The sequence below is a fragment of the Flavobacterium hydrocarbonoxydans genome (assembly GCF_009789235.1).
In the GTDB taxonomy this organism is placed as follows: domain Bacteria; phylum Bacteroidota; class Bacteroidia; order Flavobacteriales; family Flavobacteriaceae; genus Flavobacterium; species Flavobacterium hydrocarbonoxydans.
This window is the reverse complement of record NZ_WSTB01000001.1, coordinates 739,093-753,431: the sequence shown is the minus strand read 5'-3', so window position 1 is coordinate 753,431 and position 14,339 is coordinate 739,093. Positions and strand designations below refer to the sequence as shown.

Here is a 14,339-nt window from a genome sequence, read left to right as displayed (position 1 = left end):
TTTAAATCTATTTAAAATGAAAAAAATATTCTCAAATACCACTCAGATTTTAAAAAGAACGCTATTGATAGTATTATTTACGGTTTCTGTTGGAACAATATCTGCTCAGAATGATCCTGTAAAACTTGGTTTTATTCCCTTAACGGATTGTTCTCCCATCGTAATGGCTAAAGAATTAGGATTGTTTAAAAAATACGGCGTTGAAGTCGTAGTGACCAAAGAAGCTTCCTGGGCCAATGTCCGTGATAAGATTTTAACCGGAGAATTAGACGGAGCGCACTGTCTGTATTCGATGCCGTTTTCGGTTTATACAGGAGTAGGAGGGAAAGCAGGTTCTGAAATGAAAATCGCCATGATGCTCAATGTAAACGGTCAGGCGATTACCCTTTCGAATGATTTTTGCGGCAAAGTTGGTTTCAAACAAATGAATAAAGTAGCTCCGGTTGTGGCTGCAAAACTGAAAGCCGAAAAAGAAGTGACTTTTGCCATGACTTTCCCTGGAGGAACACACGATTTATGGTTGCGTAACTGGATGGCAATTGCGGGAGTAAACCAAAAAACATCTAAAATTATTACGATTCCGCCTCCGCAAATGGTGGCCAATATGAAAGTTGGAAATATGGACGGATACTGTGTTGGCGAGCCTTGGGGCGGTGTTGCGGTAAAACAGAGAATTGGATTTACGCAAGTGGCATCGCAGGATATTTGGAAAGATCATCCGGAAAAAGCGTTGGTAGTGAATAAGACTTTTAGCGAAAAACGCAGAAAAGATCTTGTAAAAGTCATGAAAGCCGTTATGGAAGCGTGCATTTGGCTTGATAATCCGGTAAATCGTAAAAAAGCGGCAGCTATCATTGGGAAAATACCTTATGTAAACGCTCCTGCTGATGTAATCGAGAACAGACTGATGGGAAAATACGATCTGGGATGTAAATTAGGAACTCAGGTTTATGCTAAAGATTATATGCTTTTTCACAAAGGCGGAATGGTAAATTATCCTCGTAAATCGCACGCTATCTGGGCAATGGCACAGTTTGTACGTTTTGGATACCTAAAAGCAGCACCTAATTATAAAGCGATTGCGGATAAATTAATCCTGCAGGATTTATACGAAGAAGTTGCCAAAAGCATGAAAATAAAAGTGCCAAACGACGATATGAAACCCTTCTCGTTAACGATGGATAAAACCGTTTTTGACCCTGCTAACCCTGCAGCTTATTTAAAAGTGGTTAAAAAATAATACTTTTTTTCGCCACGAATTCACGAATTATTTATTGCAATACGAAATAGAAAAACTAATTCGTGAATTCGTGGCGGAAAAACGGACCACAGGTAACACAGATAAAACGGATTTACGCTGGTTATTAAATAAAAATTCTTTTGAATCTTTTTAATCTGTGGCAAAAAAACTTTTTTCTAATAATTTAAATTACAAAATCATGTCAGATAAAGATACCTTAACGCTAAGTGCAATTTCCGGTCAGGCCGAAGTTTTGACCGCAAGCACCACTATTGATACTGCAAAAAGTGATAAGTTGAAATTCCTCATCAATCAAATTGTTGGGAGACTACAATCAACTTTTTTTGCCGGAATTGGAATCCTGATTTTTATAGGCTTCTGGAGTTTATTGCGTTTTTATACGAAAGATGCGCTTCCGGGGCCATTAGCGACTTTCACCGTTCTGAAAGAAATGCTGAGCGATCCCTTTTATGATTACGGACCCAACGACAAAGGAATCGGATTGCAATTATTCAATTCGATAAAAACTGTTTTATTAGGCTTTTTACTGGGTTCATTAGTAGCGATTCCGATTGGGATTTTAATGGGAGCAAGTACCATTTGCAAACAAATTTTCTATCCCATCGTACAATTGTTAAAACCGGTTTCACCTTTGGCTTGGTTTCCCATTGGGTTGGTGGTTTTTAAAGACACAGGTATGGCTACTATTTTTATCGTTTTTATTACCTCTTTGTGGTCCACTTTGATCAATACTTCTTTTGGAATTGCTTCGATTCCGCAGGATCATAAAAACGTAGCAAAGGCATTTGGTTTTTCAAAAATGCGTTACCTCACCAAAATATTAATTCCCTTTAGTTTACCCCATATTATCACAGGTTTGCGTTTGAGTATCAGTGTAGCCTGGCTGGTTATTGTTGCAGGCGAAATGCTGTCAGGTGGTGCCGGAATTGGCTTTTTTGTATGGGACAGCTGGAACGCCCTGAGTTTAGAAAAAGTAATCTCCGCCATCATCATCATCGGAATTGTGGGTTTATTATTTGATAAATTTTTTACTTACATAGAAAATAAAGTAGCTTATAGATAAAGGTGCTAAGGTGCTGAGTTGCTAAGATTATAAGCGGCAAAGGAACAAAGGAACAAAGGAACAAAGGGACAAAGGGACAAAGGGACAGAGGTTCAGAGGAACAAAGTAGCAAAGGTTCTAAGTAAAAATCTAAAATCAAACATCATGAGTTATTTAGAAATAAAAAATCTGGAAATAGCATTCCCAACTCCAAAAGGGAAATACATCGCTGTTCGTGATATTAATTTATCAATAAAAAAAGGAGAAATCATTTCGATTATCGGGCATTCAGGCTGCGGAAAATCGACTATTATGAATGCTATTGGCGGTATGCTGACCCCAACGGGAGGTTCAGTTGAACTGGCGAATCAGAAAATAAAAGGACCGGGTCCGGATCGTGGCATCGTGTTTCAGAATTATTCGCTTTTGCCCTGGCTTACTGTCGAAGAAAATATTTTTCAGGCTGTTGATTCGGTGATGAAATGTTCTAAAAAAGAAAAACACGAAATCGTGATACAGAACCTTAAAATGGTTAATCTTTTCGAGCATAAAGACAAATTACCGGGTCAACTTTCAGGCGGAATGAAACAGCGTGTTGCCATTGCGAGAGCTTTTGCCATCAATCCTGGGGTATTGCTTCTGGATGAGCCTTTTGGCGCTTTGGATGCGCTTACAAAAGGTTCAATGCAACTCGAAGTTTTAAAATTATGGAATTTAGACAACCGCGAAAAAACCATCATCATGATTACACACGACATCGAAGAAGCCTTGTTTTTATCGGATAGAATTGTGGTTCTTAACAACGGTCCTGCGTCAACCATCAGAGAAATCGTAGAAGTAAATTTACCAAGACCCAGAAACAAAATCGAAATCGTAAAAATGCCGGAATACATTGCCCTAAGAGACCGATTACTGCATTTATTAACTGATAAATTTTCTATCGAAGATATGGGAATGGTGTATAAGAGTTAGAATCTTCTTATGGAGATATTGTAGAGACGCACCGCAGTGCGTCTTTTTTTATAAATTAAATTTGACTATCAAAGGTTTATGGTCGCTGTATTTTGTCCAGTCCTGATAGGTTCCTATTTCGACACTTTCTAAAATTTCGATAAAATCATTCGATGCAAAACAATAATCAATATGATACGGTTTATTTTCGTGACGATACATATACAAAGTTGGGTGCTTTTCTTCACCTTGATTTTGATTGTAGTATTTATGATAAGTACTAAAAATATTTTTTGCCGCTAAATTATTTACTACAGTCGTATGATTTCCTTCTCTTCGGGGTTTGTCCCAAATGGTATTGCTGTTAAAATCGCCTATCAAAATTGTTTTGTTTTCGGATAGTAGAGATTCATAATAATTAATAGCTTTCCAAACCTGCGTTACATAAGCTCCCTCTTTATCCTGCGGGTTATTGGCCCAAATGGCAAATAATATAAAATCAATTTTTCCGCCTGTTACCGCTATTGGTAAGATGTTTTTGAAATTTGGATTATGACAGTCAAGTAACTGAAACTTATAATCACTATATGAAAAAATACCAAGACCTTTGTTCGGATTTGCACCATACCAAAGAATGTCGGTTGGGAGTTTTGTTCCGGTTGGAAATTGGAGTTTTTCAGGATTTTCACATTCTGAAATTACGGCAATATCAGGATCATAGGCTAAAATAAATGCAGCCTTTTTTCTGAATGCCATATTACAATTCCAGGTTATGATTTTCATCGGATAAAATTATGGAATAAAATAATAGTTTTAATCTGAACCTTTACAGGTTGTTTTACCATTTATTATGTCAATTTCGGCATAACTATGTTTACCAGAAACGATTAGTAATGTAGTTTTTTCATATTTTATATATCTTATTTCAGGCTTTCCAACAGTTGGTTTTCCGCAAACTAAAATAACATTTGTTTGCCACTGCAATATGTTGTTTTGGTAAGCAGAGACAGTCTGTAAATCATTTTCTACGTAGTAAATTGTTTCTATGTTTTCAATACCTCGCAATGGTGTATCTGCAAAATTTAATTCAACATCCTTTGCAACTAACTTTGGATTGTACTTTTGGGCGAAGTGTGATTGAGTGGAAACTAACATTATAATGAAAGATTTTGCAAACGGATTCAGCATTGTATATCTAATTAAAATCTGGTTGAATAGTATTCTCAAATATAACCATTTTAAAACACAAAAAGAGCCCCTGAAATCAATCAGAAGCTCTTCTTTAAGTACAGAGAATTAGAATAGTTTTTTGGCTTTCGCCGAAATTAAATTAACTAGAAAATTAAAAATTATAGGTTAATGAAATAAATGATTGTATTAAGTAGCCAGAACGTCAAATTTGACGTCTCTGACGTCAAATTTGGCATCTCTGACGTCAAATTTGGCATCTCTGACGTCAAATTTGGCATCTCTGACGTCAAATTTGGCATCTCTGACGTCAAATTTGGCATCGTTGACGTCAAATTTGACATCCCTGACGTCAAATTTGGCATCGTTGACGTCAAGTTTGACGTCGCTGACGTCAAATTTGGCATCGCTGACGTCAAATTTGGCATCGCTGACGTCAAATTTGGCATCGCTGACGTCAAATTTGACGTTTTCTAATGTCTGTCAATAACGCGCGCCAAAACAGGTTGTTTTTCGTTCATGATTCTGGTAATCGTATAATGCATCCAGATCAGGCAAACCGCGGAGAATATCAAAATAAAAATCCAGGAACTTGACCAGATTCCGGTGGCAGTTAGCAAATAACCGAAGATAATAGGGCCGAAGAAACCGCCCAAACCGCCTATCATTCCTACCATTCCGCCTACAACACCTACTTCGGTCGGGAAATATTCCGGAATGTGTTTGTAAACCGCCGCTTTGCCAATTCCCCATGAAATTCCGATCAAAATAACCAATACCAGAAAAACCCACATATTGGCATCAAACTTTATGACGGTGATTCCCTTGGCAAGTAATTCTTTTTTCTTTACGGGCTGATTTTGTTCGACAACCACTTGTTGCCAGGAGGTTTTAGTTGGAAAAATATTGTTTTCAGAAATGTGCTCTTCTTTTTGAGCAACCGCAAAATCCGTCTCTCCAATTGTAATATTTTGATTCGAAACCGAAGTTATCGTACCTTTTTTGGTAGCTAAAACGCCAGGTCCTGTGGTAGTGATTTCCATTTTCGGAATCATCAACAAAGCGCTCAGCACTACAGATGAACTCAATACCCAGTACATTACTTTTCGGGCTCCAAATTTGTCTGATAAATAACCGCCAAACGCTCTGATAACGCCTGATGGCAAACTAAACATGGTCGCAAACAATCCGCCCATGACCAGACTTGTTTGATATACGTTCATAAAGTTGGGTAGTAACCATTGAGAGTAAGCCACAAAACAGCCAAAAACTAAGAAATAATAAGCTCCAAAACGCCATACACGAGCCGATTTTAGTGAGCCCAGCATTTGAGAAACGGTTTTGGTATTGTTCTCTATCTTTTTGTTTTTAGCGAAAATTAAAAAAGCAATTCCAATAATCACTAAGGCAATTCCGTAAATAACAGGAAGAATTTTCCAGCCGTTTTGAGGATCTTCAACAGCAAAATGATTTAATAAGGAAGGAGCTAAAAACGTGGTGATGGCGGCTCCGGCATTCCCCATTCCGAAGATTCCCAAAGCACGGCCCTGCCATTCTTTAGGGTACCAGATAGACGTATATCCTATCCCGACAGCAAAACTCGTTCCGACCATTCCAAATAAAAAGCTTAATACAGCAAACGTAAAAAAACTATCGGCAAACGGTAATAAAAACAGCGGAATCGAACAGAGCAGGAGCAAAAGCGAAAACACATATTTCCCGCCAAATTTATCGGTTAGGATTCCAATAGGCAAACGCATAATCGAACCTGTCAAAATCGGAATTCCGAGCAGCCATCCTACTTGTACGACACTCCAGTGAAAAATTCCGTTATCTACTAAAAAGGTAACCAAAACTCCGTTTAAGGTCCAGCAGGCAAAACAAACTGTAAAGGCCAGTGTGTTAAGAACTAAAATTTTGTGTGATTGCGATAGTGGGTTTGTCGTTTTCATAATACTTATATTTTTAAACAAAAATAAGTACTATAGCGTAGTTAAAAACTGCGTTTTCGCAGTTTTTAGAAAATAATTACGTAAATATACGTAGTTTTATAATAAAGAATACTCAGTAGCTTTGTTCGAAAGTTCCATGAGGTTCTTTACTTTTAATTTTTTCATCAGATTAAAACGATGCACTTCAGCGGTACGCTTACTGATTTCAAGGGCTTCAGCGATTTCTTTGTTTCCTTTACCGGATAATAAAAGGGTCAGGATTTCTTTTTCACGTTTGGTAATCATCATTTCTTCACCTAAATTTTGCTTAGGCTCTAATGACACCGATGTGCTGGTTAATTGTCCAATCAGGATTGAAGAAATGTCTCCGCTAAAATATTTTCCGCCTGCAGCAACGGTGTGCAGGGCTTTCAAGAATTCTTCTTTGCTGGAACCTTTCAGTAAATAACCGTCGGCTCCGGCTTTTATAGACTTTAATACGTATTCTTCAGATTCGTGCATCGAAAGCATGATGATTTTTACCGTATTATTATCGCTTCTAAGTTTTTCTACTACTTCGATACCGGTAAGGTTCGGCATACGAATATCTACTATAAGTAAATCCGGTTGGTAAGTATTCACGACCTCAAGTGCATCGGCACCATCAATAGCTTCGCCTACAACCTCTATGTTTGCTTCGTTTTCTAATAAAGATTTGATTCCGTCTCTTACAAATACATGGTCATCTGCCAGAACCACACGAATAATAGTACTCATATTTTTACTTAATTTAAATGCTGGGTTTTTACGTATATTCATCTATAACGATGTGGCTAAGATACGTAATTTTTAAAAAATGTAAGATGTAAAATGTAAAAAGTGTGAAATGCCAAAACGGAGTAGTTTATTTATTAAATAAGAGTTACAACATTTCACATTTTACTAAAAACATTTTACTTTATAGGGGAATGTTAAAAGTAATTCTCGTGCCTTCACCAGGAATCGAGTTGATAAAAACGCGGCCGTTGATGTACTGAATTCTTTCTTTCATAAACAACAAACCCATTCCGGATTCGCTGTTGCGTTTTTTATCGACTGCGTGTTTATCAAAACCTTTTCCGTTGTCGTCAATGATGATGCTTAGCAAGGTTTCGCTATGCGAAAGCTGTACAATAATATGCGAAGATTCGGCGTATTTTATGGCGTTGTTAATGGCTTCCTGCGTTAGTCGGTAAATATTGATTTCGATAAGAGAATCCAGGCGCTGATCAAAATCGGTTTTATTGTAAAACAGAATCTCTTTTCCGGTCAGTTTCGAGAGTTCCTGAGTTAGTTTAGTAATCGAGGAAACAATGCCATGATCGCTCAATTCCGGTGGCATCAGGTTGAAAGTTGCCGTACGGACCCCTTTGATAATATCGAGTGAAAGTTTCTTTAAATATTCGATTTTTACGGCAGCTTTTTCCTTGTCATCCAGATTGATGCTTTCCAGACTAAACTTAAGGCCGGTGAGCATTTGCCCAATTCCGTCGTGAATTTCTTTGGCAATTCTGTTTTGTTCGTTCTCCTGATTCTCGACAATTTTACTCGAAATAATCTTCTGCTGATTGATTTTTTCGGTACTGTTCTCGATGTTCAGGCGTTCGACTTCGCGTTGTGCTTTTTTGCGTTCGGTAATGTTAAAGCAAACAATTAAAAGCTCTAATTCACCTTTTTTTATCATAACCGGAACCATCGATAAATCAAGCCAAATCGTCTGATCTTCTTTGTTGATGATTTTAATTTCGCCCTGCCAGCCACTTCTTTGTTTTTCAAAAAGAATTCTATCGATATTAATTTGCTCTTTCTCATCGGTAGTCAAAACTTCTGAGAATTTTTTATTAGATGAAAACTTAGTATAGTTCAGGAGTTTTGCAAATTTTTCTCCTATATGAATGATCGAGCCATCGGGCGCAATACGGCTATAAAGCAGCGTATTTTCCATGGCGTAATTCAGAGATTTTAATTCTTTTACCGAGTTTTCTTTGATTTCACTAATGATTTCAGTGTCATAAGCGAGTTTTAAAGCTTTCTTTTCTGATGATAAAAGTTTCGAAATAAGCTTTTCGACTTTTTTGTTGGTAGGTTTAAAAATGAATAAGAATTCCAGCAATAAAACGAGTAGGGTAAAGGCGAAAATCCAGTATTCTATTTGGCGTTGTTCGGTAACTTTTTCATGTGCTTCTTTGTCGTACTGACTCACAATCTGATTCATTTTCGACAGAAAGACACCTTCGTTTTGGAGAATGATTTTGACTAACTCAGAATTGTCAGCGAGATTCTTTTTTTGTTCTAAATTCAGTAAAAACAAATCGGTTGTAGTGACGATTTTAGAAAAAACCGGATTGATCTCAAGATATAATTTCGAAAGTTCAGGACTTTTTTCTTTCGGAAAACCCAAAACAGCACTGCCATTTTCCAGAGCATTCTGATTGGTTTTCCAAAGAGAGACAATATTTTTCAGATGCAAAATCTGTTTGGATTCGGCTTTGTCAGCAACAAAATTCAGAATCAGCACTTCCTTGGCAATTCGCTGGCTCAGCATTCTTTGTTTTCCGGAAATATTGATAATTTTCGAATCGCTAAGCTGCTGATTTAAGTTGTACTGAATTAAAATCTGACTTAAAATGACCGTAATAGCAATAGTCCAGAGTGCAAAAAAATACAAGCGGCGTAAATTTTTGAAAGTAATTTTGTCTGCAACTTCCTGATTGCTTTTTTTCATTTAAGTAATTTATTAATAACCATTGGGTGTAATAAATAAAAATGTAATTAAACACATAGAAAACATAGTTTTTTTTATCTAAAAAAGGTTGTAAAAAGAAACTAGTTTCTCACACATAGCTATGTGTTTTGATGTAAGTGAAACGCCTTTTTTTGAGTTCAATAAGCTATGTTTTCTATGTGTTAAAACAATTACGCAATGGGTTTATTTATAATCCTAAAGATGCTTTTATTAAGTTAAGATTTTCTTCTGAATACTTGATTTTCAAAGCTTCCTGATGCCCATTGTCAGACATTTTATCCCAGGTTTTTTTGATGATGTTTTTTAATTTTTCCTCGTCGTGTTTTTGTACAAATGGCTCTAAGTAATAATCCAAAAATACCAGACAAATAACATCTTCTAAGAGTTGGGTTTCGGCATCTTTTTTAAGTAATTTCTTTTCGATTAAAAAAGAAACACGATCAATAAAAGTTTGATCATAGCCTGCTTTTTCCAGAATTTCAGCTGTAGTTCTAGCATGAAATTTTTTAAGTTCTTCTCTCCATTTCAAATACCCCACACGATCCATTGGATACGATTCGCGTGCTACTTTCCAACGACAGATATGTTGTGCTTTTGCTGCAATCTTCACTTCTTCCGAAGCTTCCGGAGCAAATTGCATCAGCTTTTCGTACATTCTGTTCGAGTACAATAGCTCTTTTGGATACTCAGTGTTTTGGTCTATTTCGATGTTGGGATCTTGTGCATTTTCGGCATCAATCCACTCGCTGGCTTTTTGAAAAGGTGTGTTCATTTTTATGGAAATATAGATTTCAAAGATACGGAAATTAGAAGAAAGCTAATAGTGAAATGTGAATTGTAAAAAGTAAAAAGTAACTGATCTTTCACAATTCACATCTTACATCTCACATTTTACATCACACATTTTACATTTTACATTTTTTTTTCTAATCCAGAAACCCAACAAAAACTTCGTCTTCAACCACTTTTATAGGATAGGTTGCAATTTTATAATCCTCTCCGTTAAGGTTAGAACCATCTACTAATGAGAAGGTTTTTTTGTGCATTGGGCAGGCAATTTTAGGAATATCATCCGCAGAACCCGTCATTCCTCTTGCCAGAACCATTTCCATTTTATGCGGACAGGCATTTTGACAAGCGTACCATTCGTTACGGCGCGTAAAATTAAAAATGGCAATTTGTTTGTTTTTGTATTTAATGCAGCCACCACGGTTGGTTGGAAAATCACTTATTTTTCCAGCTTTGAACCATATTTTGGCATCGTTCGGATGTACCGTTTCGTATTGATTTAAGATTTCTTCCATGGTATGATACTTTTGTGTTTCTGTTTCTTATCCCTCTTTTTACAATCAAGAGAGTTTGATGGCGCAGTAAAAAAGAGGGTAAGAAGGACAGCAAACGTTTTGATTTTTTTCTTTTTTTGGAGCTGAATTTAAACACATAGAAATCATAGTTTTTTGACTTTGAAAAAGGTTGTAAAAAGAAACATGTTTCTCACACATAGCTATGTGTTTTTATGCAAGTGAAACGTCTTTATCCAATCTTAGGAGCTATGTTTCTATGTGTTTAAAAAATTATGTATAAAGTTAAGTCCAGGCTTTTGGCATTTTTTGATCTCTTAACGGAACAAAAACGACATTGTCATCTTTTTCATCCGAGTTAACAAAGTGATTGAAACGTTTCAATAATCTTGGTTTTTCAAGTACCTGTTTCCATTCGCATTCAAAAGTATTTACCAGTGTCTGCATTTCAGCTTCTAATGTATCGCAAATTCCTAAACTATCTTCGATGATTACTTCTTTCAGATAATCCAAGCCACCGTCCAGTTTTTCTAACCAGGTTGATGTTCTGATTAGCGGTCCCGCAGTACGAATGTAGTACATCAGGAAGCGATCCATGTATTTGATAACCGTTTCTTTATCGATTTGTTCCGCCAATAAAACAGCGTGTTTTGGGTTGGCACCGCCATTTCCTGCGATGTATAAATTCCATCCACCTTCTACGGCAATCAGTCCAAAATCTTTTCCGCGGGCTTCGGCACATTCACGAATGCAGGCAGAAACACCACCTTTTAGTTTATGCGGAGAACGGATTCCTTTGTATCTGTTTTCTAGTTCGATGGCAAAACCAGCACTATCGTCCATTCCGTAGCGACACCAGGCGTTTCCTACGCAGCTTTTTACAGCTCTTAATGATTTTCCGTAAGCGTGACCACTTTCGAAACCATTATCAATTAATATTTTCCAGATTTTTGGTAAATCATTCAAATGTGCACCAAATAAATCGACACGCTGAGCTCCGGTAATTTTAGTGTATAAATCAAATTGTTTGGCCACTTCACCAATGACAATTAGTTTTTCAGCTGTGATTTCTCCACCGGCAACTCTTGGTACTACAGAATAGGTTCCGTTACGTTGAATATTAGCTAAAAATCGGTCGTTGGTATCTTGTGTCGTAACGTGTTTGTTGGCTGTATCGTTGTAAATACTTGAGAAGATAGAAGCTACAACTGGCTTACAAACCTCACAGCCATCGCCTGTACCATGATGATCTAAAACATCATAATAATTCTCGTATTTATTGATTTTTACCAAATCGAACAATTCCTGACGATTGTAGTTAAAGTGTTCGCAAATAACATCTTTTACTTCTTTTCCTAATGATTTTTGAGTCGCTTTTACCAAGTCAGAAACCATTGGTTTGCAGCCACCACAACCTGAAGTCGCTTTGGTAAGTTTGACAACATCTGATAAAGTCGAGCAGCTTTCGTCTAATATAGAACAGCAAATTGCTCCTTTGGTTACATTTTCGCAAGAACAAATAACAGCAGTATCAGGCAAATCCATGGCGCTTCCTAAAGTAGAACCACCAGAACCGTCTCTGGAACCGAGAATTAAATCTTCTGGATTTTTAGGCAAGGCCATCGCATTGCTATAAATCTGAAAAAGAGAGTTGTAGTCGCTCGAATCTCCTACCAAAATTCCGCCTAATAAGGTTTTAGAATCTTTGGTAACGTTGATTCTTTTGTAAATTCCGGATAATTTATTTTCGTAAACAATAGCGGTTACATCATTGTTTTCGATAAAAGGATCACCAAAACTCGCAACTTCAACACCAATTAACTTCAATTGTGTTGACATATCGATGGTTTCTCTCATGGTTTTGGTACCATTCAGGATTTGCTCGGCAGCAACATCTGCCATTTCGTATCCCGGAGCGACCAATCCGTAAATATTTTGGTTGTAAAGCGCCACTTCGCCAATCGCGAAGATAGAAGGATCCGATGTTTGCATCTGATTGTTTACCACAACTCCGCCTCGTAAACCTACTTCAAGTCCTGAAACTCTAGCCAATTCGTCACGAGGTTTGATTCCGGCAGATATAACCAACATATCAACTTTTAACAATTCATCATTGGCAAACATCATTCCTGTTATGGACTCTTTTCCGTCTATATATTGTGTCGCTTTATTAAGGTGTATTCCGATATTTAATTCTTCAATTTTAGACTGCAGCATATCGCTCGCGCCTTTGTCCAGCTGTCTTGGCATCAGTCTTGGTGCAAATTCAACCACATGCGGATTCAAACCTAAATCGCGAACCGCTTTTGCCGCTTCAAGGCCTAATAATCCTCCACCTAAAACAGCAGCTTCGGTAGCTCCTTTTTGTTTTATTTTTTTGGCGTAGGCCATAATAGCATCCAGATCTTCTATGGTTCTGTAAACAAAAACACCTTCTTTCTCAACCCCATCAATTGGTGGAACAAATGCCGAAGAACCTGTTGCCAGAACTAAGTAATCGTACGTATGTGTTTTTTCTAAATGTGTGCGTATCGTTTTGTCTTCTCTGTTAATATCAATAATTAACTCAGAAGTATTTAGAGTAATATTGTTTTCTGCATACCATTCGCTAGTGGATAAAGATAGGTCATCCGCGGTTTTTCCTCCAAAGTATTCACTCAGGTGAACACGGTCGTAAGCACGTCTGGGTTCTTCTCCAAATACGGTAATCTGATACTTTTCCTGTCCTGATTTTGCAATGAATTTTTCGCAAAATTTATAACCAACCATGCCGTTTCCAACTACTATTACTCTAATCATGATTTCTTTAATTAAGTATTACTACGCAAATATAAGTATTTATACTTAATAAGGTACTTATTTTTTATATTTTTTTAATGAAATTTTTCTAAGTACTGTAACTATTGGGATTTTTAGGTATTATTCTGAAGTTTTAAGAAGACAATTTTGCTTGCGGCAGAGATTAAAACCTTTTGTGATAAGAAGAAGCAAAAGATATTTTAAGTTTAGATACTATTGGTTATGGGTAGGATTAAAAAAAAGGCCCAGAAAAACTTCTGAGCCATTTTTTTTTAATAAAAAGTTTTAATAGTTCCTTATAAGGAGTAGGCTTGCAGCGTTTTTCTCGCCCATTTTCCCCAATCTTTCAAAGCTTCCAAAAGTGTTTTGTTTAGTTCTTTATTGTCAGTAGGTTTTCCTTTTGTTGGCGGAGCTAAATCTTTTTCCGGTACGGTAATTTCAGTAACTTTTGTAGCAAACCACGTCATGTTTTCGTGAGGCATAGCCAATCCTAAAATGGTACCGGGTAAGCCTGTAAATGATTCTGGACCTCCTGAAAATGGAATTTGAATGGTATAATAGGCCACCACATAAACAGAATCAAGAATTATGGCATTTGCTCTGCGACATTCATAACCCGCAATTTCTCTTGTTTCATCAGTAATTTTCCAGTTAATTTTACGTAAACTGTCTTTTACTAAATATAAATCATCGTAAATGTTTTTTTGAGTAATGCTGGTTTGGGTATCAAGATCTGTGGCAATAATATTTTTTAAATTTGCCATAGCATCATCAGCAATCCAGTTGTTGGTTGTTGATTGATTGGTTTCATCCCATTTGTATAAACTTTTATTTTTTGAAAAACTAAGTGTACTTTTTACCGTTTTAAATTGCGGATTGGTTTTTTTATAACCTTCAAAAGCGGCCTGGTAGTAACTATCTGTTTCTCCCTTTATTTTTTTTGTAATCAAAGCGTACATGTTCGATTTTTTTTCAAATTCGATTACGCCATTTTGAATAAAGTGATTGTTTTGAGCAAAAGTATTAATGCCAGTTAATGCAATCATTAACAGTAAGATGCGATATAATATTGTTTTCATAG

Annotated in this window: 13 protein-coding genes; 3 read left to right on the top strand and 10 right to left on the bottom strand. The window is 36.6% G+C overall.

What is annotated here, in order from left to right:
- The first annotated feature begins 16 nt into the window (after positions 1 to 16).
- From GON26_RS03125 to GON26_RS03115, 3 genes are all read left to right on the top strand, one after another.
- Positions 17 to 1,240, top strand: coding sequence for a CmpA/NrtA family ABC transporter substrate-binding protein (locus tag GON26_RS03125; RefSeq protein WP_160373248.1), 1,224 nt, complete (start codon positions 17 to 19; stop codon positions 1,238 to 1,240).
- A 199-nt stretch (positions 1,241 to 1,439) separates the two neighbouring features.
- Positions 1,440 to 2,324, top strand: coding sequence for a nitrate ABC transporter permease (ntrB, locus tag GON26_RS03120; RefSeq protein WP_160373247.1), 885 nt, complete (start codon positions 1,440 to 1,442; stop codon positions 2,322 to 2,324).
- A 144-nt stretch (positions 2,325 to 2,468) separates the two neighbouring features.
- Positions 2,469 to 3,275, top strand: a complete 807-nt coding sequence (locus GON26_RS03115; protein ID WP_160373246.1) for an ABC transporter ATP-binding protein — start codon at positions 2,469 to 2,471, stop codon at positions 3,273 to 3,275.
- A gap of 48 nt (positions 3,276 to 3,323) precedes the next feature.
- Here the strand turns inward: GON26_RS03115 and GON26_RS03110 are convergent, their stop codons facing one another.
- The 10 genes from GON26_RS03110 to GON26_RS03065 all read right to left on the bottom strand — a co-directional run bounded on the left by GON26_RS03110 (position 3,324) and on the right by GON26_RS03065 (position 14,337).
- Positions 3,324 to 4,037: an exonuclease/endonuclease/phosphatase family protein gene (locus GON26_RS03110; RefSeq protein WP_160373245.1), complete on the bottom strand. Its 714-nt coding sequence runs from the start codon at positions 4,035 to 4,037 to the stop codon at positions 3,324 to 3,326.
- Positions 4,038 to 4,067: 30 nt separating this feature from the next.
- Complete coding sequence (locus tag GON26_RS03105) at positions 4,068 to 4,481, bottom strand: hypothetical protein (RefSeq protein ID WP_160373244.1); 414 nt, start codon at positions 4,479 to 4,481, stop codon at positions 4,068 to 4,070.
- Positions 4,482 to 4,603: 122 nt separating this feature from the next.
- On the bottom strand, positions 4,604 to 4,849 hold the full coding sequence (locus GON26_RS21850) for a hypothetical protein (protein WP_394350391.1): 246 nt from the start codon (positions 4,847 to 4,849) through the stop codon (positions 4,604 to 4,606).
- A gap of 66 nt (positions 4,850 to 4,915) precedes the next feature.
- On the bottom strand, positions 4,916 to 6,394 hold the full coding sequence (locus GON26_RS03095) for an MFS transporter (RefSeq protein ID WP_160373242.1): 1,479 nt from the start codon (positions 6,392 to 6,394) through the stop codon (positions 4,916 to 4,918).
- 96 nt (positions 6,395 to 6,490) lie between these two features.
- On the bottom strand, positions 6,491 to 7,150 hold the full coding sequence (locus GON26_RS03090; RefSeq protein ID WP_160373241.1) for a response regulator transcription factor: 660 nt from the start codon (positions 7,148 to 7,150) through the stop codon (positions 6,491 to 6,493).
- 181 nt (positions 7,151 to 7,331) lie between these two features.
- Positions 7,332 to 9,137: a sensor histidine kinase gene (locus tag GON26_RS03085; RefSeq protein ID WP_160373240.1), complete on the bottom strand. Its 1,806-nt coding sequence runs from the start codon at positions 9,135 to 9,137 to the stop codon at positions 7,332 to 7,334.
- A gap of 208 nt (positions 9,138 to 9,345) precedes the next feature.
- The gene (locus GON26_RS03080) at positions 9,346 to 9,930 is read right to left on the bottom strand and encodes a DUF4202 domain-containing protein (protein ID WP_160373239.1); all 585 of its coding nucleotides are present in this window, start codon (positions 9,928 to 9,930) and stop codon (positions 9,346 to 9,348) included.
- A gap of 154 nt (positions 9,931 to 10,084) precedes the next feature.
- A complete protein-coding gene (gene nirD / locus GON26_RS03075; RefSeq protein WP_160373238.1) occupies positions 10,085 to 10,462 on the bottom strand; it encodes a nitrite reductase small subunit NirD in 378 nt (125 codons plus the stop codon).
- Between the two features lie 282 nt (positions 10,463 to 10,744).
- Positions 10,745 to 13,258, bottom strand: coding sequence for a nitrite reductase large subunit NirB (gene nirB / locus GON26_RS03070; protein WP_160373237.1), 2,514 nt, complete (start codon positions 13,256 to 13,258; stop codon positions 10,745 to 10,747).
- Positions 13,259 to 13,554: 296 nt separating this feature from the next.
- Positions 13,555 to 14,337: a GLPGLI family protein gene (locus GON26_RS03065; protein ID WP_160373236.1), complete on the bottom strand. Its 783-nt coding sequence runs from the start codon at positions 14,335 to 14,337 to the stop codon at positions 13,555 to 13,557.
- Positions 14,338 to 14,339: the final 2 nt, after the last annotated feature.

Coding starts and splice junctions, on each gene's coding strand:
- GON26_RS03115 (WP_160373246.1), top strand. CDS start 2,469: ATGAGTTATTTAGAAATAAAAAATCTGGAAATAGCATTCCCAACTCCA.
- nirB (WP_160373237.1), bottom strand. CDS start 13,258: ATGATTAGAGTAATAGTAGTTGGAAACGGCATGGTTGGTTATAAATTT.
- GON26_RS03065 (WP_160373236.1), bottom strand. CDS start 14,337: ATGAAAACAATATTATATCGCATCTTACTGTTAATGATTGCATTAACT.
- GON26_RS03080 (WP_160373239.1), bottom strand. CDS start 9,930: ATGAACACACCTTTTCAAAAAGCCAGCGAGTGGATTGATGCCGAAAAT.
- GON26_RS21850 (WP_394350391.1), bottom strand. CDS start 4,849: ATGCCAAATTTGACGTCAGCGACGTCAAACTTGACGTCAACGATGCCA.
- GON26_RS03085 (WP_160373240.1), bottom strand. CDS start 9,137: ATGAAAAAAAGCAATCAGGAAGTTGCAGACAAAATTACTTTCAAAAAT.
- GON26_RS03125 (WP_160373248.1), top strand. CDS start 17: ATGAAAAAAATATTCTCAAATACCACTCAGATTTTAAAAAGAACGCTA.
- GON26_RS03095 (WP_160373242.1), bottom strand. CDS start 6,394: ATGAAAACGACAAACCCACTATCGCAATCACACAAAATTTTAGTTCTT.
- nirD (WP_160373238.1), bottom strand. CDS start 10,462: ATGGAAGAAATCTTAAATCAATACGAAACGGTACATCCGAACGATGCC.
- ntrB (WP_160373247.1), top strand. CDS start 1,440: ATGTCAGATAAAGATACCTTAACGCTAAGTGCAATTTCCGGTCAGGCC.
- GON26_RS03110 (WP_160373245.1), bottom strand. CDS start 4,037: ATGAAAATCATAACCTGGAATTGTAATATGGCATTCAGAAAAAAGGCT.
- GON26_RS03090 (WP_160373241.1), bottom strand. CDS start 7,150: ATGAGTACTATTATTCGTGTGGTTCTGGCAGATGACCATGTATTTGTA.